The organism is Buchnera aphidicola (Aphis helianthi) (assembly GCF_005083845.1).
Classification (GTDB): Bacteria; Pseudomonadota; Gammaproteobacteria; order Enterobacterales; family Enterobacteriaceae; genus Buchnera; species Buchnera aphidicola_AW.
Window position 1 is genome coordinate 420,825 of the sequence record NZ_CP034894.1, and the last position, 25,371, is coordinate 446,195.

The window sequence follows — 25,371 nt, forward strand, 5'->3', positions numbered from 1 at the left end:
AATATAATTAATTATTAATTTAAAAAATATTAAAAATTTTTATATAATTTTTTAATATAAAATATATTTTAAAGAAAAAAGAATTAATTTTAATTGAATATTTTTAAAAAATTAAATCATTAGATTGTTTTGATAAAATAATTAAACTAAAAAATATAGCAATATTAATTTATCATTGATAAAATCTAATATAAGTCAAAATTAAAATTTTAATATTAATTATGATCTAGTATTTAAATTATTCTATATGTAATAAATTTATTATTTTTTCTAAAAACATCAATTTTTTATTTTAATATAACTGAAGAGACACATATCTATTTTAATGTAAAAAATAAAATTTATCAAAAATTTCAATTTTATGAAGTGAAATTCTTTATTAATATTTAATAAAAAAACTTAAAAATATATTTTATTCGTATAATATTCAAAATTTTTATATTTTAAAAAATTAATCTAAAGCATACTTAAAATGAATAATGAACAAATAATATCAATATTAAACAAAAAACTAAATTTAAAAGAAATATATATTACAGGAGATAGTAATCATATCAAAATAATTGCTATAGGAGATATATTCAAAGGTAATAGCCAAGTAAAAAGACAACAAATAATTTATGCACCTTTAATTGATATAATTACAGAAAAAAAAATTCATGCGTTATCTATAACAACATATACAATAGACGAATGGAAAAAAACAAAAAAAAAGCAATCTGACTAACATATTGAAAATAAATAGAGATTTAATAATGAATGAATAAATTATATATAGAGGGTAATAAAAAATTAAATGGAAATGTCTTGATTTCTGGTTCTAAAAACGCAGCTTTACCTATTTTATTTATGACAATATTAACAAAAGAAAAAATTGAAATAAGTAATATTCCAAAATTAACAGATATAAGTATAGCAATTAAAATACTTAGATCTTTAGGAATAAAAATAGTAAATAAAAATAAAACTTTATATATTGATCCAAGTGTAATTAATATTTCTTGTCCATCATATAATCTAACTAATAAAATAAGAGCATCTATATGGATGTTAAGCCCACTTTTAACACGATTTGGAAAAGCTAAAATATTTTTTCCAGGTGGTTGTAAAATAGGTTGTAGACCTATTAATCTTCATTTAAAAGGCTTAATAGAATTAGGTGCTAAAATTGTTGAAAATGAAAATTATATTATTGCATCGATTCAAAAGCCTTTACAAGGCAAGTATATCTATATGGAAAAAGTTAGCGTTGGAGCAACTATTACCATTATGAGCGCTGCAATTTTAGCAAGGGGTTTGACAATAATTGACAATGCTGCTAAAGAACCAGAAATTATCGATGTTGCAAAATTCTTGAATACTTTAGGAGCTAATATTACTGGCTCAGGAAGTAATAAAATATATATAAAAGGAGTATTAAAATTACATGGTGGATTCCATAAAATAATACCAGATCGAATTGAAACAGGAACTTTTTTAATAGCGGCCGCAATTTCTCAAGGATTGATTACATGTTATAACACCGAACCAAAACATTTAACAAACGTACTAAAAAAACTATCTGAAACTGGTGCAAAAATTCAAACTGGAAAAGATTGGATTAAACTGGATATGAAAGAAAAAAAACCTAAATCTGTAAATATTTCAACATCTCCATACCCAGGGTTTCCAACTGATATGCAATCACAATTCACTTTACTTAATAGCATCTCTTCAGGTAAAAGTGTTATCATTGAAAATATATTTGAAAATCGTTTTTCTTATGTTACAGAATTAATTAAAATGGGAGCTAAAATAGAAATTAAAAATAATTATATTATTTGCAAAGGTATTCCAAAATTATATGCTAAAAATTTATTTTCTACTGATTTAAGAGGTTCGGCTACATTAATTTTAGCAGGTTGTATTGCAAAAGGTATTACAGTAGTTAATAATATTCATCATTTCAAAAGAGGATATGAATCATTTTTAAAAAAATTAAATAAATTAGGTGCAAATATTCAATATATTAATAATAATTTTTCAATTTTTTAATCTTAATATATCAAATAAGTAATTAATATTTCATTAATTAAAAATAAATAAAAAATAATTGGAGTATTATATGTATGCAGTTTTATTAAGTGGTGGAAAACAATATCGAGTTAAAAAAAATCAAGTAATTCAATTAGAAAAATTAAACTATCCAACTGGTTCAATAGTAGAATTTAAAAATATTTTGATGATTTCAAATAAAGATGAAATAAATATAGGAAATCCTTTTTTAACTGGCAGTAATGTTAAAGTATGTATTAAAGATCATGGTAGATTAAAAAAAATTAAAGTAATAAAATTTAATCGTCGTAAACATTATAAAAAACAGCAAGGTCATCGTCAATATTTTACTAATGTAAAAATTATAGATATTTATAATAATGTAGAGAACTAATATGGCACATAAAAAAGCTGGCGGCTCAACTAGAAACGGAAGAGATTCGAACGCTCAAAGATTAGGTGTAAAACGTTTTGGTGGTGAATTAGTAATGGCAGGTAGTATTATTGTCAGACAAAGAGGAACAAAATTTCATCCAGGAAAAAATGTAGGTTGCGGAAAAGATCATACTATTTTTGCAATTACTAAGGGAAAAATAGAATTTAAAAGAAAAGGAATAAACAAAAGAACATATATTAATGTTATTAATTAAACAATTAATATTTTTAAAAACCCCTTTTTTTAGGGGTATTAGCTTGTCATAAAAAAATATTTTTAAAAATTATAGTTATTTTTAAAAACAAGGAATATAAATGAAATTTATTGATCAAACTGTTATTCAGGTTATTGCAGGTAATGGAGGAAATGGATGTGTTAATTTTAGAAGAGAAAAATATGTCCCTAAAGGAGGTCCAGATGGAGGAGATGGAGGAAATGGTGGAAATATTTGGATAGAATCTAATAACAACCTAAATACTCTTATAGATTTTAGATTTAAAAAAGTATTTCAAGCTGAACATGGAAGTAATGGATTGGGTAAAAATTGTTCTGGTAAAAAAGGAAATGATATTAGAATATATGTGCCAATTGGAACTAAAATAATTAATTATCAAACACGTGAACTCATAGATGATTTAATAGAAGATAAACAACAAATACTTATTGCAAAAGGAGGATGGCATGGATTAGGTAATACTAGATTTAAATCTTCTACTAATAGAACACCAAGACAAAAAACATTAGGATCAATAGGAGAGAAAAGACATATACAATTAGAATTGCTATTAATAGCTGATGTAGGAACATTAGGAATGCCTAATGCTGGAAAATCAACGTTAGTAAAAAATATATCTGGTGCTAAAACAAAAGTTTCAGATTATCCATTTACTACATTAAATCCTATTTTAGGAAGTGTGAAAATTAAAGATAAAAAATTCATTATAGCTGACATCCCAGGGATAATAAAAGGTGCATCTCAAGGGACAGGGTTAGGTATTCATTTCTTAAAACATTTAGAAAGATGTAAAATATTACTTCATATTGTTGATTTATGTCCTACAGACTATTCTAATCCTATAGAAAATATTAAAACTGTATTATATGAATTAAAAAAATATAGTGAAAAATTGTATAATAAACCAAGATTTTTAATATTAAATAAAATTGATTTAATACCAACTTTAAAAATAAATAAATTTATTAAGACCATTAAAAATAATTTAAATATACAAGAACCATATTATTTAATTTCTTCTCTTCAAAAAATAGGAACAAAAAAATTATGTTCCGATATCTTATATTTTTTAAAAAAATAAAATTTTTTTAGGTTTATTTTTTTAATTTTTAGTTTGTTTAAAATAAAACTATAAAATTATGAAAAAATTGATAAAAGAACTCGGTTTATTATGAAGAAACCAAGTTCTTTAAGATAAAATTTATTATTTAATTCTAACGTTTAGAAAACTGTATACGTTTTCTAGATTTACGAAAACCTACCTTTTTTCGTTCTACTTGTCTTGAATCACGTGTAACGAATCCAGATTTTCTTAATTCACTACGTAATAATTGGTTATAATCAATTAAAGCTCGAGTAATTCCTTGTCTAATTGCACCTGCTTGTCCCGAAATACCTCCTCCTTTAACTGTAATATAAATATCAAAATTATTTATCATATCTGTTAATATTAATGGTTGACGAACAATCATACAAGAAGTTTCTCGACCAAAATAATCATTTAATAAACGTTTATTTACAACTATTTTACCTGTCCCAGGTCTAAGAAAAACTCTAGCAGAAGAACTTTTACGACGACCAGTTCCGTAATTTTGAATTTTCATCATGTATTTTTTTAAAAAACCTTTATTAAATATTTAAAAATTGCGGACATTGTGCTATATGATTATGATTTTCATCTGAAAAAACTTTTAATTTTTTAAACATTAAACGACCTAAAGGACCTTTTGGTAGCATTCCTTTAACTGCTATTTCAATAATTTTTTCAGGATTTTTTGCCATAATTTCTTCAAATTTAAATTTTTTTATTCCACCAACATAACCTGTATGATGATAATACATTTTATTATATTTCTTTTTACCTGTAACCAATATTTTAGAAGCATTTAAAACTATAATATAATCACCAACATCCAGATGCGGTGTATATTGAACTTTATGCTTACCTCTAAGACGTAAAGATAAAGCACTAGCAAGTCTTCCTAAAACTTTGTTAGTAGCATCAACATAAAACCAATCTCTATGTATATTTTTTTCCTTAATTGAAAAAGTTTTCATTAAACGACTCACTTATAAAAATTATATATAAAAGAATACTATGATTAGAATTAATAAGATACAGTAAATATATTATCATTTATCATATCTAGGAAAATATTTAAAAAAATTAATAATTATTAAATAAAACTTTTTATAATAATTTTTTTAAAAAACAACATACTGTTTTTATATAAAAATAGTATATTATATAATGTGTTATTATTTTTTAAATTTAAAAAAATTAATACTAATTAAATAAAAATATTTTATTTTAATCTGAAACATATTAGATATTTAATAGGTAAAATAAACTATGCTGTCTAAAAATGATTTATTAAATTTTCGCAATGAAATTAACAACATTGATAAAGAAATCGTTACGTTGCTCGCAAAAAGAAAAAAATTAGTATTAAATATAGCTCAATCTAAAATACAAAACAATCAACCTATACGTGATAAAGATCGTGAAAAAAACTTATTAGCTGAATTAATTAATATAGGAAAAAAAGAAAATTTAAATCCTGACTATATAATACGTTTATTTCAATTAATAATTGAGGAATCTATAATTATTCAAAAAACATTATTAAAAAAATTACAAAATAATAAAAATATAAATAAAACTATTTTTTCGTTTCTTGGCTCTAAAGGTTCTTATTCACATATTGCAGCATCTAAATATGCAAAAAAAAAATTAAAAATATTTGTTGAAAAAGAATGCTTTAATTTTAAAGAAGTTGTTCAATCAGTTGAAAATAGCAAATCACATTATGCTATTTTACCAATAGAAAATAGTTGCTCAGGTCCTATCAATGAAATATTTAACATTTTGAAAAATACAAATTTATTTATTGTTGGGGAAATCAAAATTCATATAAATCATTGTTTATTAGCAATAAAAAATGTTGAACTTAATGCTATTAAAAAAATATATAGTCATTCTCAACCATTTAAACAATGTAGTAAATTTGTTAATCAATTTCCGCATTGGAAAATTGAATACACTAACAGTACAACAGATGCAATTAAAAAAGTTATTAAAAATAATAAAACTACTAATGCAGTTTTGGGAAGTGACATAGGTAATAAACTTTATGGATTAAAAATTTTATCTGAAAACATATCAAATAAAAAAAATAATATTACAAGATTCATTTGTTTATCGAAAATACCTGTTAAAATTCTTTTAAATATACCAGTAAAAACCACAATAATATTTACTCTAGAAAAAACATCAAAAAAACTTGACGAAATTATTTCAATGCTAAAACAAAAAAAAATTATTATAAAATTACTAACTTTTTATAATACTAAGTCACAAGAAAAAATATTTTATCTTGATATTAAAGAAAATTTATCATCTAATATAATACAGGATGTTATTACAAAAATTCAAAAAATTACAAATTTCATCAAAATATTAGGTTGTTATCCTATAGAAAATAAAAAACTTGATTAATTAAACTATTTTAAATATTTATCTGTTAAAAAATATTTTAAAAATTAATCAAAATATTATATAAAACAATTTAATATTAATTTATAAAAGAGCAAGAAATATGTTTAGTAACTTAACTGAACGTCTCTCAAAAAGTTTACGTAATATCATTAACAAAGGAAGACTGACAGAAGAAAACATTAAAGATACTATTAGAGAAGTAAGAAAAGCATTATTAGAAGCAGACGTTACATTATCAGTAATAAAAAAATTTATAAAAAATGTTACACAAAAATCTATTGGTTATGAAATTAACAAAAGCCTTACTCCTGGACAAGAATTTATAAAAATTGTAAGAAATGAACTAATTTCAGCTATGGGCGAAAAAGACAATGATTTAAATTTATCTGTTCGACCACCTGCAGTAATATTAATAGTTGGTTTACAGGGAGTAGGAAAAACTACTACTGTAGCAAAACTAGCCAAATGGATACAGGAAAAATATAAAAAAAAGATACTTGTCACATCTACTGATATATATCGTGCTGCTGCTATTAAACAACTTGAAGTTTTATCTGAACAAATTAATATAAATTTTTATTTATCTAATATTAATCAAACACCAATCAAAATAACAGAAGAAGCAGTTAATCATGCCAAACTAAAACTATATGATATCTTATTAATAGATACAGCAGGACGTTTGCATATCGATGAAACAATGATGAATGAGGTGCAGGAAATACAAAATTTTTCCAACCCAATTGAAACACTATTAGTAGTTGATTCTATGATGGGTCAAGATGCAATTAATATGGCAACAAGTTTTAATCAATATTTATCTATATCTGGTATTATATTAACTAAAACTGATAGCGATGCTAGAAGCGGAATTGCATTATCAATGCGCTATATTACTGGAAAACCTATTAAATTTATAGGAACAGGAGAAAAATTAACAAATTTAGAAATATTTAATCCAGAACGTATAGCTGATAAAATTTTAGGAATGAATAAAGTTATATCTATTATTAAAGATATTGAAGAAAAAATTAATCAATCTCATGTAAAAAACTTAACTAACAAACTTAAAAAAGGTCATGATTTTAATTTAAATGACTTTTTAACACAAATAAAAGAAATGAAAAAAATGGGGGGGTTAAATTACTTTATAGATAAGTTTACAAATAATAAAATGATATCAGATAATCTATTATTGGATAATGATAAATATGCTCTAAATAAAATAGAAGCCATAATATATTCAATGACGCCGAAAGAAAGAAATAACCCAATGATTATAAAAGGTTCTCGTAAGAGAAGAATTGCTTTAGGGTCTGGTACACAAATTCAAGATATAAATAAATTATTAAAAAATTTTGATAATATAAAAAGAATTATGAAAAAAATTAAAAATAATGGAATCGGAAAAATTATTCGTAATATTAAAAATATATTACCTAAACATTTTTAAAAATATACCAACATAATTATGTTAATTAATTTAATAAAAAAATAATTGTATTGTTAAAGAAATTTTAAAGGAGAAAAAAATGGTAAAAATTCGATTAGCTCGATATGGTAATAAAAAACGTCCATTTTATAAAGTAGTAGCAGCTGATAGTCGTTTTTCTAGAGATGGTCGTTTTATCGAAGGATTAGGTTACTTTAATCCATTATCTAAAGATACTACTCATTCTATCAAATTAAATATCAATCGTATTGAATATTGGCAAAATAATGGAGCAAAACTTTCAGAACGATTAAAAAAATTAATTAAGTTATTTAACAAAAATAAGGAAATATTATAAATATTAAATTAAATAAGTCAATTGATCCTATTCTAGTAGGAAAAATTGGAAAAGTTTACGGAATATTAGGTTGGATCAATTTTTTTTCTTTTACAGAAATTAAAGAAAAAATTTTTAATTATTATCCATGGTTTATTTTAAAAAACAAAAAATGGGAAAGTATTCAATTAAAAAATTGGAAACAACATAAGAATCATTTTATTATTCAAATTAATAATGTTATAGATCGATCAATTGCTAATACATGGACTAATACTGATATTTTTATAGATAAAAATAATCTTCCAAAACTTAAAAAAGATGAATATTATTGGCATGATATCATCCAATGTAAAATATTTAATACAAAAAATCAATATTTAGGTATAGTAATTAACTTAATAAGTAATCAATATAATGATATTATGATTATACAAAATAACTTAAAAAAACAAAATATAAAAGACATAATGATTCCATTTATTAATCAAAAAATAATAAAAAATATAGATATTAAAAATAAAACTATAATAGTCAAATGGAATTAAAATATGATATTTAAATCAAAAAAAAAGATAATCGCACATTAATATCATTTTATATCATTACAATATTTCCCGAAATGTTTTATTCTATTTCAAATTATGGAGTAACTGGAAAAGCAATTCAAAAAAAAATTATTAATCTTAATTATTTAAATCCAAGAGATTTTGCTAAAAATAAATATAAATCTATAGATGATCGTCCTTATGGAGGAGGGCCGGGAATGTTGATGAGTGTTCAACCACTATATTCATCAATCAAAAAAGCTAAATCTTTGTTGAAAGATGCGATAGTTATTTATTTATCTCCACAAGGAATAAAATTAAATCAAAATAACATTTATAAATTAATTCAAAGGAAAGAGATTATTTTTGTATGTGGTAGATATGAAGGAATAGATCAAAGAATTATTGATTCTTTAATTGACGAAGAATGGTCAATAGGGGACTATATACTCACTGGAGGAGAACTTGCAGCAATGGTAATAATAGATTCTATTGCAAGATTTATTCCTGGTGTTATTAACACAAAAAAATCAGCAGAAAAAGAATCTTTTTATAATAACTTACTTGATTATCCAAATTATACTAGACCAAAAACAATATATGAAATGACAGTTCCAGATATATTGCTTTCTGGGAATCATAATAAAATTAGATTATGGCGTTTACAAAAATCTTTAGAAATAACTTTACAAAAAAGACCAGATTTATTGGAAAAAAAGTTGTTTAATAAAGAAGAAAAAGTAATTTTAAATAAATTTAAAAAAAAATAAAAATATTGTTTACTGATAATGATTTTATTAAGAGGCGAAAATGATAAATATCATTCAAAAAATAGAACAAGAACAACTAAAAAAAAATATACCTAACTTTCGACCTGGAGATACAGTAGAAGTAAAAGTATGGGTAATTGAAGGAACTAAAAAACGTTTACAATCTTTTGAAGGGATAGTAATTGCTATAAAAAATCGATCTTTAAATTCATCTTTTACTGTTCGTAAAATTGCCAATGGAGAAGCTGTAGAGCGAGTATTTCAAACTCATTCTTATAATATTGACAATATTATTATTAAAAGAAAAGGATTAGTCAGAAAAGCAAAATTATATTATTTAAGAACACGTACTGGAAAATCTGCTAGAATTAAAGAAAAAATTAAATAATTTTTTTAAAAAAATAAATATGCAGTCACGACGTTATTCTTGACTGCACTAATACTTTTATATTTTTAAAAATATTAAATAGTTCCACCTATAGTTAATTTATCTATTTTCATAGAAGGTTGTCCTATACCTACAGGAATATTTTGACCTTCTTTACCACACATCCCCATACCTTGATCCATTTTTAGATCATTTCCAACCATAGATATTTTTTGCATAACTTCTACACCAGATCCTATTAATGTAGTATTTTTAATCGGAGTACAAATTTTTCCTTTTTTTATTAAATATGCTTCTGCAGTGGAAAAAACAAATTGTCCAGAAGTTATATCTACTTGACCACCTGAAAAATTAACAGCATATATTCCATAATCAACACTTTTAATGATATCTTCTATCTTAGATACACCAGATAACATATATGTATTAGTCATTCTTGGCATTGGTAAATGTGAATAAGATTCACGACGGCCATTTCCAGTAGATTCAACGCCCATTAGACGAGCATTAAGTTTATCTTGCATATATTTTTTTAAAATTCCATTTTCAATTAATATATTATATTTTCCGAAAACTCCTTCATCATCAATATTTAATGAACCACGTTGATTTTTTATTGTTCCATCGTCAATTACAGTACATAATTCTGAAGCAACTTTTTCCCCAATCATATTAGTAAACGCTGAGGTACCTTTTCTATTAAAATCACCTTCTAAACCATGCCCTACAGCTTCATGTAGCAAAACACCTGGCCATCCAGATCCTAAAACAACCGGAAAAGTTCCGCAAGGAGCTTCTTTTGAAGATAAATTTAATAAAGCTATACGAACAGCTTCTTTAGTCCAATAATCAATTCTAATTTCTTCTAAAAAATCATCTTTATCTAAAAAAAAATTATAATTAGTACGGCTTCCACCTCCACTTTTACCTCGTTCTATTTTCCCGTTTTCTTCTACTATAACACTAACTGAAAATTCAACTAATGGTCTTATATCTGTAGCTAATTTTCCATCAGTAGATACAATTAAAATTTTTTCATAAGATCCATTTAAATTAGCATGTACTTGTACTACACGATGATCAAAATTACGAGCAATATGATCTACTCTATAAAGTAAATTGGTTTTTTCGATAGAATTAAATTTTTTTAATGGATTTAAAATGTCATAAAAAGAATGCTTATTATTTTCTGTAAATATTTTTGTATTTATTTTTTTCTTTTTACTATCAATGATGCCTTTTGCTATTTGAGCGCTTTTTCTTATAGATTCTATTGATATTTGATCAGTATAGGAAAATCCTGTTTTTTCACCAGATATTGCTCTTATACCTACACCTTGATCTATATGATAAGAACCTTCTTTAATAATTCGGTTTTCTAAAGACCAAGTCTCACAAATACGAGATTGAAAATATAAATCTCCATAATCTAAACCATGAATAGACATATCTTCTAATATTTCAGAAAGATCGTGACGACTTATTTTATTTATAGTTAATAAAGCTTCGCTAACTAATTCTAATGTCATTTGAACTCACTTATTATTTTTTAAATATTATTATATTTATATTATAAAATATAAAAATAAAAAATAAAAAATATTTTTTATAAAAATATTATATATAATCTTAATAATTTATTATAAAATAGAATTTTAAACTTTTTAAATCAATTTAATTACTATATCAAATAAAAAATGAAAAAAAAAATCAATGTTTTATTAATTAATGGTCCTAATTTAAATCTTTTAGGTACTAGAGAACCACATATATATGGAAGTGATACTTTAATAGATTTAATAAATAACTTAATAAAAAAATCAAAAAAATTAAATATATTATTAAGTCATATACAATCTAACGCAGAACATATATTAATTGAAAAAATACATTCTGCAAAAGAACATAACATTGATTATATAATAATCAATCCAGCTGCCTTTACACATACTAGTATAGCATTAAGAGATGCTTTAATTGCGATTTCTATACCATTTATTGAGGTACATATTTCTAATATTCATAGTAGAGAAAATTTTAGATCTCATTCATGGTTTTCTGATGTGTCTCAAGGTGTTATTACAGGATTAGGATTAGAAGGTTATTATTGGGCTTTAAAAACAATATCTAAGAGATGTTTAATAAAAAAATAAAATTTTTTAATGATAATTTTTGCACCTTCTTCATGATAAATGTATAGAAAGTGCAATTGAATTAAAATAATCGAAAAAAATTACATTATTAATTCATACCATATTTTTTCAATTTTTTTCGTAAAGTACTACGATTTATACCCATCATTAAAGCAGCTTTTGTTTGGTTTCCACGTGTATACTGCATAATTACATCTAATAATGGTTGTTCAAGTTCAGATAATATTAATGAATATAAATTATTAATATATTTAGTATTATCTAGATTTAATAAATAATTTTCTAAAGATTTTTTAACTAATAAACGTAAAGGTTTTTTTATAATTTCATTTTGATTATCTTTAGTATAATTTACTAAAAATTTTGTATTTGTTAAGTCTTCTGACATAAAATTATCAACTCTGTAATCTTTTTTTATATTTTAAATGAAGTGAAGAATGATTAAAAATTAAAATGTATTCTATAAGAAAATAACATATGTTATTATGTTCAAATATTTTATAGTTACTTATTTAAATCTAATATAAGATTTTTCATATCATTAGGTAAATCAATTTTCCAACTCATTAACTTGTTAGTAATGGGATGAAAAAACTCGATATGATGAGCATGTAATGCTTGTCGAGAAAAAATTTTATTTTTATATAAACACTTTTTTTTAAAATTATTGCAAGAATAATTAATACCACGATATAAAGGATCGCCTAATACAGGGTATCTAATATGTAACATATGAACACGAATTTGATGCGTTCGACCCGTCTCTAATTTTAATAATATATGTGTATGAAATTTAAAACGATGAATGATTTTATAATGCGTAATAGCAGGTTTTCCTGAAGGATGTACTATCATACATATTCTTTTAGTAGGATGACGCATTATAGGATAATCTATTATACCACCAGAAATCATATTTCCTTTGACAATAGCTTGATATTTTCGCACAATCGTTTTAGATTTTAATAATTTAACTAAATAATAATATGCAAAAATAGTTTTTGCTATTACCATTAAACCACTTGTATTTTTGTCTAAACGATGAACAATTCCACAACGGGGTAAATATTTACTAGTTTCATAACGATATAATAATGCATTTAAAATCGTACCATTATCATTTCCAGCTCCAGGATGAACAACTAAACCAGCAGATTTATTTATAACTAATAAATTATTATCTTCATAAATAATGTTTAAAAATATATTCTCTGGTAAATCAGGTGTTATTTCTTTAACAATAGGATAAATAGTAATTTTCTCACCTCCTAATATTTTTTTATCAGGTTTATTTTCTATTTCCCCATTAACATATACACGGTTGTTAATAATCCAATTCTTTAAACAAGAACGAGAATACTGCAAAAAAATTTTAGAAATAGTCTGATCTAATCTTTTTCCTAATATTGTAGTATAAGGAGCTAATATACTTAATTCTGTTTGTTTCAATATAAAAATCCTTATTTTAAAATATATTTTTAATCTAAATCTTTAATTTTTATAGAATATGATATTCTAATATATATTAAATAAATATTATTAATATAATAAATATTATTAATATAAAATTTTATTAAATTGCAGAAAACATACATTATGCTTAAAAAAAATATTTTAATTATTTTAATACTATTATTTGTATACTCTTCAGCGTATTCTCAAAATATACAACAAAAAACATTTATTCAAGAAAAAATATTTTATGAATATTGTAGAACAGAACTAAAAGAAAACAAATTTAATGATGCAATATTGCATTTAGAAAATATGAAAAAAAATGTTTCTAACATTTACTTTGATAAAATTCAAATTAATTTAATTTATGCTTATTATAAAATTGACAATTTTAATATGGCACAAAAAAATATAGAGGAATTTATAAGACTATACCCTAATCATCCAAATATTGATTATATTTTTTATATAAAAAGCTTAATAGATATATCGCTTGATAAAAACATTTTCTTAAAAATTATAACTATAAAAAATTATAAAAGTGATCCTATTTATGCAAAAAGAGCTTTTTTTCAATTAAAAAATTTTTTATATCATTACCCTAAAAGTATTTATATTATAAATGCAAAAAAAGATTTATTTAATTTAAAACAACGTTTATCAAGATATAATTTAGAAATATTAAAATATTATTTTAATCGTAAAAAATATGTAGCAGTGATTAATCGAGGTGAAGAAATACTTCAAAAATATCCAGAAACTTCATCTGCAATAGAATCGTTAAATTATATTAAACAATCTTTTATTAAATTGAAAATATTTAATACTGCTGAAAAAATATCTAAAATTATTTCGATAAATAAAATTTAAAGATTGTTAATACACATAATAAAAATATTTTTGTCTTTGATTTTTAATAAAATAATTTTTATTTATAGTAAAATTAAATTATGAATTATATTTTAAAAACATTTTAATAGCATTAACGTTATTTTTAAAAAAATTAAAAAATATGAAAAATACAACCAATGAAATACGAGAAAAATTTTTACAATTTTTCCAAAAAAAAGGACATATTATTCTTCCAAGTAGCTCCTTAATTCCAACAAATGATTCTACATTACTATTCACTAATGCCGGGATGAATCAATTTAAAGATTTTTTTTTAAATCCAAAAAAAAAAAAATATTCTCGCATTACTACTGCACAACGTTGTTTAAGAACAGGAGGAAAACATAATGATTTAGAAACTGTAGGATATACAGAAAGACATCATACATTTTTTGAAATGCTTGGAAATTTTAGTTTTAATGATTATTTTAAAAAAGAAGCAATTATATATGCATGGGAATTATTAACATCTAAACAATGGTTTAATATCAATAAAAATCAATTGTGGATTTCAGTATATAAAAATGATGAAGAAACATATAAAATATGGCGTGATATTATAAAAATTTCTCCTGAACATATCATTAAAATAGGTGATAAAAATAACTGTAAGTATAATTCTGAAAATTTTTGGCAAATGGGTGATACTGGACCATGTGGACCATGTACTGAAATATTTTACAATTATGATACAAAAAAACATCATGATTTTGCTAGATTTTTAAAAAATAAAAACGAATTTTTTATTGAAATCTGGAATATTGTTTTTATAGAATATAATCGTATTTCTTCAACAAAAATAATTCCTTTAAAATATAAATCTATAGATACAGGTATGGGCTTAGAAAGAATTGCCTCTATTTTACAAAATGTCAATTCAAATTATAAAATTGATGTTTTTCAAAAATTAATTAAAAATGTATCTAATTTTAGCAATATAACAAAATTAAATAACATATCCTTAAAAATAGTTTCAGATCATATTAGATCTTGTATATTTCTTATTTACGAAAATATAGTTCCATCAAATGAACATCGCGGATATATTTTAAGAAGAATTATTAGAAGAATGTTAAGACATGCTTATAAAATTGGAATAAAGAAAAATTGTTTTTATAAAATTGTTCCTTATTTCATTGAAAATATAAGTGAAAATTTTAATTTTTTAAAAGATAAAGAAAAAAAAATTAAAGAAATATTAAAAACAGAAGAAATACAATTTTCTGAAACTCTTGAAAAGGGATTAAAAATATTAAACATAGAAATTAATAAAACATCTAATCACACAATTTCTGGAAAAACTATTTTTCATCTTTATGATACCTTTGGATTTCCTTTAGATTTAACATTAGAGATTTGTCGTGAAAAAAATATAAACGTTGATCTTAACAGCTATTATTTAGAACAAGAAAAACAAAAAAAACAATCAAATATAGGTAAAAAATTTCATGAAAATTATAACCAAATAATAAATATTCATGATAATTGTACTTTTGAAGGATATAAAAAAAATACAATTAAAGGATTAATAAAATATATTTATGTAAATAAAAAACCAGTTTCATTAATTTCAGAAGGCGAAAATGGAATTATTTTCCTTGATAAAACATGTTTTTATCCAGAATCTGGTGGACAAATAGGTGACATAGGTGAATTATATTATAAAAAATCACGTTTTATCGTTACAAATACAAGAAAATATGGAAATACAATTGGACATATTGGGAAAGTAATTATAGGAAAATTTGAAGTTAATAATTTATTATTTACTAAAATAGATACATTTTATAGAAATCAAATTCAAAACAATCATTCTGCTACACATTTACTTCATTCTGCATTACGTAAAGTTCTAGGAGATTTAGTTGTACAAAAGGGATCTTTAGTTACTAATACACGTCTAAGATTTGATTTTTCTTATCCTAAAATTATAAATTTATCTGATATACAAAAAATTGAAAGTACTGTAAATCATGAAATATGTAAAAATAATATAATTAAAGTTCAATATTGCAGTTTAGCAGAAGCAAAAAAGAAAAAAGCAATAGCATTATTTGAAAATAAATATGATTCTATTGTTCGAGTTATATCTATTAATAATTTTTCTATAGAGCTTTGTGGTGGTACACATACTACAAGAACGGGAAATATTGGATTATTTAAAATAATAGATCACACTAGTATATCATCTGGAATTAAAAGAATAGAAGCCATAACAGGATCTTCAGCAATAAATTTTTTACATATTAAAGAAAATGATATAGAAAATATATCTATTGCTTTAAAAACTAAAAGTGTTAATTTTAAAGAAAAAATAGAAAAATTAATAATACAAGTTAAAAATTTAGAAAAAAAAATAAATATATTACAAATCAAAGAAAATTTTTATCAAATTCAAAAAATAACTAAAAATATCGAAAATATAAAAGGAGTAAAATTACTAATTAATACATTTGATAATTATGATTATAAATCATTAAGATTAATAATAGATCAATTAAAAAAAGATTTTAAAAATATCATTATTATATTTGTAAATAAAAATAATAATAATTTTAATATAATTATCGGAGTAACTAAAGATTTAACTAATTATATAAATGCATTAGAAATTATGAAAATTTTTATTAAGCATACTAATGGAAAAGGGGGAGGAAAAAAAGAAATAGCTGAAGGTGGAAGTGTCAATATAATTAATTTATCTAAACTTTTAAAAATTATTAAATTATGGATTAATTTAAAATTACAGAATCAATAAAATGATTATTAAAAATAATTATATCAAAAAATAAATATACTTAATTTAAAACTACATTAATATATATATAATATTATATAATGTAAAATCATAATAATTATGCTTTAAATATTTTACAGTCTAAGTTTAGTCCTGTATTATTTGAACTTCAGGAATCAAATGGGATGAACTCTTTTATTTCAAGGAACAAAGAATGCTTATTCTAACTCGTCGAGTTGGCGAAACATTGATCATTGGCGATGAAATAACTGTAACAGTATTAGGAGTAAAAGGCAATCAAGTTCGTATTGGTGTAAATGCCCCTAAAGAAGTTTCGGTACATCGTGAAGAAATATATCAACGTATTCAAGCGGAAAAAAAACAAAAAAACAATCAATAGTAAATATTGCATCTTACTACCTATTAGGTAAGATGCATTTTTATATTTTTTAAAATAATTCATTGTAATTTATTGCTTAATTTTTAAAAAAAAATTGACTTATATTTAAAAAAAAGTAAAATTAAAATAATAAAAAAAATAGGTGAAATGGCCGAGAGGATTAAGGCGCTCCCCTGCTAAGGGAGTATGTAGAAAAACTCTGCATCGAGGGTTCGAATCCCTCTTTCACCGATGTACAATTGCATCCGTAGCTCAGTTGGATAGAGTACTCGGCTACGAACCGAGCGGTCGGAGGTTCGAATCCTTCCGGATGCAAAATAAACAATTCTAACCAATAATTTATTGTCCTAAATAATAAAAAGTTTTTTCAAAATAATTAAAAATGTAAACTTAGGAGAAAAAATTGATAGAGGATATCTCAAAAAAAATTAATTGGCTAGAAAAAAACTCATCGATATTAAAAAATATTTCTCGAGGTGTTGAACGAGAAACTCTAAGAATTAAAAAAAATGGAGATTTTTCTAATACTCAACATCCATATGAAATTGGTTCTGCATTAACCCATCAATGGATTACAACTGATTTTTCTGAAAGTTTGTTAGAATTTATCACACCAGTTACTCAAAACATAGATTACTTATTAAAATTTTTAAATGATATTCATTCTTTTGTGGCATATAAAAATCCAAAAGAATTAATGTGGCCGTTTAGTATTCCCTATCTTTATAAAAAGTCAACAAATATTCAACTCGCAAAATATGGAACATCTAACTATGGAAAGTTTAAAACTCTTTATAGAAAGGGTTTAAAAATAAGATATGGTGATTTAAAAAATACTATTTCAGGTATACATTATAATTTTTCATTACCAGAAATATTTTGGAAAAAAGAAAAAAAAGATGATATATCATCAGGTTATTTAAATTTAATTCGAAATTACCATCGATTTGGTTGGATTATTCCATACTTATTTGGAGCATCACCAGCAATATCCAAACACTTCTTAAAAAATGAAAAATATAAATTTAAAAAAAATAAAGATGGTATATTATATTTACCTTGGTCAACTTCATTAAGAATAAGTAATATAGGATATACTAACACTTCTATTGAAGATCTTAATATTACATTTAATGATTTAGCATCGTATATTACTTGCTTAAAAAAAGCAATGACAACATCATCAAGAAAATTTTCTAATTTAGGATTAAAAAATCAATTTGGAGAATTACAACAGTTAAATACTAATATATTACAATTAGAAAATGAGTTATATACACAAATTAGACCCAAAAGAACAACTTATCATGGAGAGTCACTTTTAGATGCTTTAGAAAACAGAGGAATTGAATATGTAGAAATACGTTCTTTAGATATAAATCCATTTTCACCAATTGGAATTAATAAAAATCAAATACTTTTATTAGATTTATTTTTAATTTGGTGTTCTTTAGTTGATGCTCCTAAAATGAAAACAACAGATTTTTATTTTATTACTAAAAACTGGAAAAAAATTATTTTTGAAGGAAGAAAACCAAATCAAAAAATTTATATTAATGAAAATAAACAGTATACATTAAAAAAAATCGGTAAAAGAATATTTCAAGATTTAAAAAAAATTGCTATTATTTTTGACTATCAACTAAAAAGTTCAGATTATCAACAAGTATGTGATAAAAAAATACTTTTCTTTCAATATCCAGAATTAACTTATTCATCTAAATTTTTAAAGTTATTTATTGAGAACAATAGAATTAAAAAAACCGGATTAAATTTAGCTAATACATATCATAATCAATTTATTAGTCAGTTTGATTGCAATTCACATAAAAAAATTTTTGAAAATGAAACTATTAATTCTCATAAAAAACAAATAGAAATAGAAAAAAATGAAACATTATCTTTAAAAGATTATCTAAAAAAAACAACTTGTTCTCCCATGCTAAATTAACATGGGGAAACTATTAATTATTTAATATAATTATCCATGTTAAGATATTTAAAAAAATTACATTTTTAAGAAAATATATATTAAACATCACAAAATTTTATTGAGATAATTGATCTACTTTATCTAATTTTTCCCATGGAAATTCTTCTCTTCCAAAATGTCCATACACAGATGTTTGAAAATAAATAGGTTGAAGTAAATTAAGCATTTCAATTAATCCGTATGGACGTAAATCAAAAATATCTCGTACTAAATTAATTAATGCTTTGTTACTAAGTTTTCCAGTTTGAAACGTTTCAATCATAATAGAAGTAGGTTCAGCTACGCCAATTGCATATGATAATTGAATTTCACAACGATCAGCTAAACCTGCTGCCACAATATTTTTAGCAACATATCTAGCAGCATACGCTGCAGATCGATCTACTTTAGATGGATCTTTTCCAGAAAAAGCTCCTCCTCCATGTCTAGACATTCCACCATAAGTATCTACGATAATTTTACGTCCTGTCAAACCACAATCTCCCATTGGACCACCAATAACAAATCTGCCAGTAGGATTAATAAAAAATTTAGTATTTTGAGTTAACCATTTTTTAGGTAAGACTGGTTTTATAATTTCTTCCATAACAGCTTCTTTTAAAATATTTTGATTAATGTTTTCTTCATGTTGCGTTGAAAAAACAACTGTGTCAATTCCTATTATAGCTCCATTTTTATATTTGAATGTTACTTGACTTTTAGCATCAGGTCTTAACCAAGATAAAATGTTTTTTTTTCTTAATTCAGATTGTTTTTTTACTAATAAATGAGCATAAGTAATAGGAGCGGGCATTAAAACTTCTGTTTCGTTAGTAGCATAACCAAAAATAATCCCTTGATCTCCAGCACCTTGTTCTAAAGGATTAGATCGATCAACCCCTTGAGTAATATCAGGTGATTGTTTTCCGATAGCACTTAATATAGCGCAAGAGTTTGCATCAAAACCTGTTTCTGAATTGATATAACCTATATTATTAATAGTATTTCGAGTAATTTCTTCAACGTCTACCCAAGCAGTAGTAGTAATTTCTCCACCAATTAAAACCATTCCTGTTTTTACATAAGTTTCACAAGCAACTCTTGCTTTAATATCCTGTTTAATAATTTCATCTAATAAAGCATCAGAAATTTGATCCGCAATTTTATCTGGATGACCTTCTGAAACTGATTCAGATGTAAAAAGATATTCATTCATTATATTTTTTGTTCCTTTTAATTTAAAAATATATTAAAATTAGTAAAATATATTTAAATACTCGTTTTTATACAAATCATTATGCAAAATATTTTTAATAAAATATATGATAATATATATCATTTTAAATATTTTCATTTAAAAATAAAAATCAAATAAACTATTTTAAAAGTAAAAATAAATAATTAACAAATTAATATAATTTCTAAATATAAAAACATGATAAAAAAAATATTTCTTATTGTAATTACTATTTTTTTTTAATTATAATTAACAAAAATAATATAAAAAAAAATAATATAAAAAAAAATAATATAAAAAATTTTCAACAAGCTAAAATTTTAGCAATAAAAATTCATAAAAATGCTCCTGGAACATTTTATTGCGGATGTAAAATTATTTGGCATAATAAAAAAGGAATTCCTAATTTATCATCATGTGGATACAAGATCCGAAAAAATAAAAATCGAGCAACAAGAATTGAGTGGGAACATGTGATGCCAGCATGGCAATTTGGGCATCAAAAAAAATGCTGGAAAAAAGGGGGTAGAAAAAAATGCATTAAAGATCGAAATTATCGAAATATTGAATCTGATTTGCATAATTTGCAACCTTCTATTGGAGAAGTTAATGCAGATCGATCTAATTTTATATATGGTGAATTAAATAGTGATATTAAACAATATGGTAAATGTAATATAAAGATAGATTTCAAAAAAAAGATAGTAGAACCACCTAAAATATCTCGAGGTCCTATAGCTAGAACTTATTTATATATGAGTGAAATATATAATATTAAATTATCTAAACAAGAAAAAATATTGTTTAAAAAATGGAATATTAATTTTCCAGTTACCAAATGGGAGTGTAAAAGAGAAAGTTTAATATTTAAAATACAGGGTAATCACAATAATTATATTTATAAAAAATGTAATAAATAAAATATTATTCTTTTAAAATACTACAATGAAAAAACGTATTCCACGTATTTATATTAATGAAAATTTACGAATAAACGAAAAAATAATTTTAAATTCATCTAATACACATTATATAATAAAAGTATTACGTATGAATATTGAAGATATAGTGGAAATATTTAATAATACAAATTATATTTTTTTATCTAAAATTATGAATATTCAAAAAAAAAAGTAACTATTTTAGTTTTAGACAAAGAAAAAAAAAATGTTGAATCTCCATTATTGATTCATTTAGGATTAGTCGTTTCGAAACACGAAAAAATGAATTTCGCTATTCAAAAATCTATTGAATTAGGCGTACATACAATTACTCCAATATTCTCAGAATATTGTAATTTTAATAAAAATAAAAAAAATATTTTGAAAAAAATTATTTATTGGAATAATATCATAATATCAGCATGTCAACAATGTAAACGTAATATTATCCCAAAAATTAATAATGCTGAAGATATTTATCTATGGTGTGAAAAATTTAATCAAAATGAAATAAAAATTATTTTAGACCCAAAATCTACAAATAATATCAATCAATTACCTAAAAACATTAATTATATTCGATTATTAATTGGTTGCGAAGGTGGATTTTCATCATTAGAAGTACAAAAAATAATTAAATATAAATTTATTCCGATTAAGTTAGGACCAAGGATTTTAAGAACAGAAACAGCTGCTATTGCAGCAGTAACTGCTTTACAAATAAAATTTGGTGATTTATAAATTAATGATATATAAATAAATGTTAATAATTAATGAAATTTCTTAATAAAAACAATTATTAATTCAAAAAATATATAAAAAATTTATTTTTCTATAATCTTTAAACTATTTTTTGTTCCCATTAATATTATATCTGCACCTCTTAATGCAAATAGACCAACAGTTACTACTCCTGGTAGGAGATTAATTTTTTTTTCTATTGAAATAGGATCATATATATGTAAATTATGTATATCTAAAATTATATTTCCATTATCTGTAATAACATTTTTTCTAATTTTAGGTATACCTCCTATTTTAACTATTTCATTTGAAACAAATGATGAAGCTATAGGAATGATTTCAATGGGTAATGGAAAAGATCCTAATATATCTACTTTTTTTGTTTCATCTATAATACAAATAAACTTTTTAGAAATAGCAGCAATAATTTTTTCCTTAGTTAAAGCGGCACCTCCACCTTTAATCATTTGCATATCATTATTTATTTCATCAGCACTATCAATATAAATTTCTAATGAATTAAAGGTGTTTAAATTTAAAATGTTATTAAATCCTTTTTTTTTTAATAATATTGTTGAAAAATTCGAACTAGAAACTACTCCAGATATTAAATGTTTTATTGTACTTAAAGCTTCAATAAAATAAAAAACAGTACTTCCTGTACCTACCCCAATAACAGTGCCAGGAGAAATATAATCTAATGCAGCCCATGCTGCTTTTTTTTTTAATTCATTTAAATTCATAATATAAAAACCTATTTTATTTTACATAAATATTCTAAAATAAAAAGATTATAAACTTTTAACATAAAAACGAGTATTTATTTTAAATATAATCAAACTATATAAAACTAAAATAGTTAGTATTTTATTTATAAAATATTATTTTTTATTAGAAAATTAAAAAAAGAATATATTAGATGGCTGGGGTACCTGGATTCGAACCAGGGATGCCGGTATCAAAAACCGGTGCCTTAACCACTTGGCTATACCCCAAAAAAAGGGAAAATCTTAAATATACGGGAGGCGAGATTTGAACTCGCACACCTTTCGGCGCCAGAACCTAAATCTGGTGCGTCTACCTATTTCGCCACTCCCGCATAAAATTTTACTTTTTTATGGTAGCTACGACGGGATTTGAACCCATGACCCCAGCGTTATGAGTGCTGTGCTCTAACCAACTGAGCTACGTAGCCATATTAAGTAAGTGAATTATTAGTTCAATGTTTTTAAATTAATTATTATTCATTTTATAATAAATAAAAAAAAATATCAATATAAAAAATATTTTTTTGATTTTTTAAAAAATATTTTAAAATAAATTGGATTGTAGAAAAAATGAAAACTCAAATTAACAAATACAGTAATAATTTTATTTATAATATTATTAACGAAGATTTTAAAAAAAATAAATGTTCGCTATTACATACTCGTTTTCCTCCAGAACCAAATGGATATCTCCATATTGGACATGCTAAATCAATATGCTTAAATTTTGAACTTGCAAGTTTATACAATGGATATTGTAATCTTCGTTTCGACGATACTAATCCTGTTAAAGAAAATATTAAATATATCAATGCTATTATAAATGATATTACATGGTTAGGTTACAAATGGAATAAAAAAATTTATTATTCTTCTGAATATTTTTCGGAACTATATAAGTATGCAAAAGAACTAATTAAAAAAAATTTAGCATATGTAGATCAATTAACCAAAAAACAAATACGTGAATACAGAGGGACATTAGTTATCCCTGGTAAAAATAGTCCTTATAGAAATAGAAGTATTGAAGAAAATTTACAACTATTTAAAGAAATGAAAAAAGGATATTTTAATCCAGGTGAAGCATGCTTACGTGCTAAAATTGATATGAGTTCTCCAAATATTATCATGCGGGATCCTGTACTTTATCGAGTTATTTTTGAAAAACACCATCAAACAAAGCATCAATGGTGTATTTATCCTATGTATGACTTTGCACATTGTATTTCTGATTCAATAGAAGGTATTACACATTCTTTTTGTACTTTAGAATTTCAAGACAATAAATGTTTATATAATTGGATTTTAGAAAATACTAGTGTTTTAAATCGTCCTAAACAATATGAATTTGCTAGATTAAATTTAAAATATTCAATTCTATCAAAAAGAAAAATAAAAATACTAATTGAAAAAAAAATAATTAATGATTGGGACGATCCTAGAATACAAACTATTTCTGGATTAAGAAGAAAAGGATATACACCATCTTCTATTAGAAAGTTTTGTGAAAAAATTGGTGTTACTAAACAAAATAATTTAATAGAGTTTTCTATGTTAGAATATTGTATTAGAAATGAATTAAATGAAAACGCTATACGTACTATGGCTGTTTTAGAACCAATAAAATTATATTTATATAATATTGATGATAACTATCAAGAAAATTTTATAGTTCCAAATCATCCTAAAAAACCAGAATTAGGTAATCATGAAATTACTTTTACTAATACTATATATATTGAAAGAGAAGATTTTAAAGAAAAATACGAAAACAATTATAAAAGATTAAAAATTGGACAAGAAATACGTTTAAGATATTCATATATAATTAAAGCAGAAAAAATAGAAAAAGATAAATATGGAAATATTATACAAATAATATGTTTTTGTGATCTTAATACGCTAGGAAAAAAACCAATTAATAGAAAAAACCCATCAGTAATACATTGGATTTCAGTAAAAAATTCGTTTTCATCAGAATTTAGATTATACGAAAAATTATTTAATATACATAATCCAGAACAAGAGCAAAATTTTTTATCTTTTCTAAATCCTAATTCAATGATTATTAAACATGGTTTTATCGAAAAACAAATAAGCGAAAAAATAAAAAAACACATAAATGACATTAAAAATAAAAATATAAACTTATTTTTTCAATTTGAAAGAGTGGGATATTTTTGTATAGATTTAATTGATTCAAAAAAAAATAAATTAATATTTAATAGAACTGTCAGTTTACGAGATACATGGAATTTAAAAAAACAATTAATATAATATTTATACTTTTTAAAATTTTAAACACAATACAACTAATAAACTATTTTAATTTATTAAAACATTCAATTAAAGATTTTAATCTTTAAATTACTTTTCTATTTTAACTAATATTTTT

At 23.1% G+C, this 25,371-nt stretch carries 25 protein-coding genes, 5 tRNA genes and 1 pseudogene; 21 read left to right on the forward strand and 10 right to left on the reverse strand.

Translation table 11 applies throughout. The features are described 5' to 3' along the window. Positions 1-472: 472 nt before the first annotated feature. The 5 genes from D9V62_RS01955 to cgtA all read left to right on the forward strand — a co-directional run bounded on the left by D9V62_RS01955 (position 473) and on the right by cgtA (position 3,786). Positions 473-727 (forward strand): BolA family protein, encoded by a 255-nt coding sequence (locus D9V62_RS01955; RefSeq protein WP_158340133.1) that lies wholly within the window; start codon positions 473-475, stop codon positions 725-727. A 32-nt stretch (positions 728-759) separates the two neighbouring features. After that, positions 760-2,034: a UDP-N-acetylglucosamine 1-carboxyvinyltransferase gene (gene murA / locus D9V62_RS01960; RefSeq protein ID WP_158340134.1), complete on the forward strand. Its 1,275-nt coding sequence runs from the start codon at positions 760-762 to the stop codon at positions 2,032-2,034. A gap of 70 nt (positions 2,035-2,104) precedes the next feature. Continuing rightward, positions 2,105-2,428 carry a 50S ribosomal protein L21 gene (gene rplU, locus D9V62_RS01965; protein ID WP_158340135.1) on the forward strand — a complete coding sequence of 108 codons (324 nt, stop codon included), beginning with the start codon at positions 2,105-2,107 and terminating at the stop codon, positions 2,426-2,428. Between the two features lies 1 nt (position 2,429). Continuing rightward, on the forward strand, positions 2,430-2,684 hold the full coding sequence (rpmA, locus tag D9V62_RS01970) for a 50S ribosomal protein L27 (RefSeq protein ID WP_158340136.1): 255 nt from the start codon (positions 2,430-2,432) through the stop codon (positions 2,682-2,684). Between the two features lie 100 nt (positions 2,685-2,784). Then, the gene (cgtA, locus tag D9V62_RS01975) at positions 2,785-3,786 is read left to right on the forward strand and encodes an Obg family GTPase CgtA (RefSeq protein ID WP_158340137.1); all 1,002 of its coding nucleotides are present in this window, start codon (positions 2,785-2,787) and stop codon (positions 3,784-3,786) included. 133 nt (positions 3,787-3,919) lie between these two features. Here the strand turns inward: cgtA and rpsI are convergent, their stop codons facing one another. Beyond that, positions 3,920-4,312 (reverse strand): 30S ribosomal protein S9, encoded by a 393-nt coding sequence (gene rpsI, locus D9V62_RS01980; RefSeq protein WP_158340138.1) that lies wholly within the window; start codon positions 4,310-4,312, stop codon positions 3,920-3,922. A 22-nt stretch (positions 4,313-4,334) separates the two neighbouring features. After that, the gene (rplM, locus tag D9V62_RS01985; RefSeq protein WP_158340139.1) at positions 4,335-4,763 is read right to left on the reverse strand and encodes a 50S ribosomal protein L13; all 429 of its coding nucleotides are present in this window, start codon (positions 4,761-4,763) and stop codon (positions 4,335-4,337) included. Between the two features lie 295 nt (positions 4,764-5,058). Between rplM and D9V62_RS01990 the strand changes: the two genes are divergently transcribed. The 6 genes from D9V62_RS01990 (at position 5,059) to rplS (ending at position 9,679) form a co-directional block, all read left to right on the forward strand. Next, positions 5,059-6,204, forward strand: a complete 1,146-nt coding sequence (locus tag D9V62_RS01990) for a chorismate mutase (protein WP_158340140.1) — start codon at positions 5,059-5,061, stop codon at positions 6,202-6,204. Positions 6,205-6,304: 100 nt separating this feature from the next. Further along, positions 6,305-7,657: a signal recognition particle protein gene (gene ffh, locus D9V62_RS01995; RefSeq protein ID WP_158340141.1), complete on the forward strand. Its 1,353-nt coding sequence runs from the start codon at positions 6,305-6,307 to the stop codon at positions 7,655-7,657. Between the two features lie 79 nt (positions 7,658-7,736). Next, positions 7,737-7,994: a 30S ribosomal protein S16 gene (rpsP, locus tag D9V62_RS02000; RefSeq protein ID WP_158340142.1), complete on the forward strand. Its 258-nt coding sequence runs from the start codon at positions 7,737-7,739 to the stop codon at positions 7,992-7,994. A gap of 29 nt (positions 7,995-8,023) precedes the next feature. Beyond that, positions 8,024-8,521: a ribosome maturation factor RimM gene (gene rimM / locus D9V62_RS02005; protein ID WP_261979516.1), complete on the forward strand. Its 498-nt coding sequence runs from the start codon at positions 8,024-8,026 to the stop codon at positions 8,519-8,521. A 14-nt stretch (positions 8,522-8,535) separates the two neighbouring features. Next, complete coding sequence (gene trmD / locus D9V62_RS02010; RefSeq protein WP_158340143.1) at positions 8,536-9,291, forward strand: tRNA (guanosine(37)-N1)-methyltransferase TrmD; 756 nt, start codon at positions 8,536-8,538, stop codon at positions 9,289-9,291. Positions 9,292-9,331: 40 nt separating this feature from the next. Then, complete coding sequence (gene rplS, locus D9V62_RS02015; protein ID WP_158340144.1) at positions 9,332-9,679, forward strand: 50S ribosomal protein L19; 348 nt, start codon at positions 9,332-9,334, stop codon at positions 9,677-9,679. Between the two features lie 74 nt (positions 9,680-9,753). Here the strand turns inward: rplS and tldD are convergent, their stop codons facing one another. After that, on the reverse strand, positions 9,754-11,208 hold the full coding sequence (gene tldD / locus D9V62_RS02020) for a metalloprotease TldD (RefSeq protein ID WP_158340145.1): 1,455 nt from the start codon (positions 11,206-11,208) through the stop codon (positions 9,754-9,756). Positions 11,209-11,376: 168 nt separating this feature from the next. Here tldD and aroQ point away from each other — a divergent pair, with 168 nt between their 5' ends. After that, positions 11,377-11,832, forward strand: a complete 456-nt coding sequence (gene aroQ / locus D9V62_RS02025) for a type II 3-dehydroquinate dehydratase (protein ID WP_158340146.1) — start codon at positions 11,377-11,379, stop codon at positions 11,830-11,832. Positions 11,833-11,920: 88 nt separating this feature from the next. On the opposite strand, the gene fis is transcribed toward aroQ, so the two are convergent. Next, positions 11,921-12,220, reverse strand: coding sequence for a DNA-binding transcriptional regulator Fis (gene fis / locus D9V62_RS02030; RefSeq protein ID WP_158340147.1), 300 nt, complete (start codon positions 12,218-12,220; stop codon positions 11,921-11,923). A 116-nt stretch (positions 12,221-12,336) separates the two neighbouring features. Next, a complete protein-coding gene (rluD, locus tag D9V62_RS02035; protein WP_158340148.1) occupies positions 12,337-13,281 on the reverse strand; it encodes a 23S rRNA pseudouridine(1911/1915/1917) synthase RluD in 945 nt (314 codons plus the stop codon). A 147-nt stretch (positions 13,282-13,428) separates the two neighbouring features. Here rluD and D9V62_RS02040 point away from each other — a divergent pair, with 147 nt between their 5' ends. The 6 genes from D9V62_RS02040 (at position 13,429) to gshA (ending at position 19,266) form a co-directional block, all read left to right on the forward strand. Continuing rightward, the gene (locus tag D9V62_RS02040; protein ID WP_158340149.1) at positions 13,429-14,157 is read left to right on the forward strand and encodes an outer membrane protein assembly factor BamD; all 729 of its coding nucleotides are present in this window, start codon (positions 13,429-13,431) and stop codon (positions 14,155-14,157) included. A gap of 142 nt (positions 14,158-14,299) precedes the next feature. Beyond that, the gene (gene alaS / locus D9V62_RS02045) at positions 14,300-16,936 is read left to right on the forward strand and encodes an alanine--tRNA ligase (protein WP_158340150.1); all 2,637 of its coding nucleotides are present in this window, start codon (positions 14,300-14,302) and stop codon (positions 16,934-16,936) included. Between the two features lie 193 nt (positions 16,937-17,129). Continuing rightward, the gene (gene csrA, locus D9V62_RS02050; RefSeq protein WP_158340151.1) at positions 17,130-17,315 is read left to right on the forward strand and encodes a carbon storage regulator CsrA; all 186 of its coding nucleotides are present in this window, start codon (positions 17,130-17,132) and stop codon (positions 17,313-17,315) included. A 141-nt stretch (positions 17,316-17,456) separates the two neighbouring features. Next, positions 17,457-17,546: transfer RNA gene (locus D9V62_RS02055), tRNA-Ser, on the forward strand. Positions 17,547-17,556: 10 nt separating this feature from the next. Then, positions 17,557-17,630, forward strand: a tRNA-Arg gene (locus tag D9V62_RS02060). An 88-nt stretch (positions 17,631-17,718) separates the two neighbouring features. Then, entirely contained in the window at positions 17,719-19,266 is a 1,548-nt protein-coding gene (gene gshA, locus D9V62_RS02065; RefSeq protein ID WP_158340152.1) for a glutamate--cysteine ligase, read from the forward strand. A 97-nt stretch (positions 19,267-19,363) separates the two neighbouring features. Here gshA and metK read toward each other — a convergent pair whose 3' ends face one another. Next, positions 19,364-20,503, reverse strand: a complete 1,140-nt coding sequence (metK, locus tag D9V62_RS02070) for a methionine adenosyltransferase (RefSeq protein ID WP_158340153.1) — start codon at positions 20,501-20,503, stop codon at positions 19,364-19,366. Positions 20,504-20,766: 263 nt separating this feature from the next. Here metK and D9V62_RS02075 point away from each other — a divergent pair, with 263 nt between their 5' ends. Together D9V62_RS02075 and D9V62_RS02080 are read left to right on the forward strand one after the other, a co-directional pair. Continuing rightward, on the forward strand, positions 20,767-21,444 hold the full coding sequence (locus tag D9V62_RS02075) for an endonuclease (RefSeq protein WP_261979517.1): 678 nt from the start codon (positions 20,767-20,769) through the stop codon (positions 21,442-21,444). Positions 21,445-21,469: 25 nt separating this feature from the next. After that, positions 21,470-22,206: pseudogene (locus tag D9V62_RS02080) on the forward strand (16S rRNA (uracil(1498)-N(3))-methyltransferase). Positions 22,207-22,289: 83 nt separating this feature from the next. Here the strand turns inward: D9V62_RS02080 and rpiA are convergent. The 4 genes from rpiA to D9V62_RS02100 all read right to left on the reverse strand — a co-directional run bounded on the left by rpiA (position 22,290) and on the right by D9V62_RS02100 (position 23,404). Next, the gene (rpiA, locus tag D9V62_RS02085; RefSeq protein ID WP_158340155.1) at positions 22,290-22,952 is read right to left on the reverse strand and encodes a ribose-5-phosphate isomerase RpiA; all 663 of its coding nucleotides are present in this window, start codon (positions 22,950-22,952) and stop codon (positions 22,290-22,292) included. Positions 22,953-23,129: 177 nt separating this feature from the next. Further along, a tRNA-Gln gene (locus D9V62_RS02090) sits at positions 23,130-23,204 on the reverse strand. Between the two features lie 22 nt (positions 23,205-23,226). After that, positions 23,227-23,308 (reverse strand) — tRNA-Leu (locus tag D9V62_RS02095). Between the two features lie 19 nt (positions 23,309-23,327). Next, positions 23,328-23,404, reverse strand: a tRNA-Met gene (locus tag D9V62_RS02100). Positions 23,405-23,546: 142 nt separating this feature from the next. On the opposite strand from D9V62_RS02100, the gene glnS reads away from it, so the two are divergent. Then, positions 23,547-25,253: a glutamine--tRNA ligase gene (gene glnS / locus D9V62_RS02105; protein ID WP_158340156.1), complete on the forward strand. Its 1,707-nt coding sequence runs from the start codon at positions 23,547-23,549 to the stop codon at positions 25,251-25,253. Positions 25,254-25,371 lie beyond the last annotated feature (118 nt).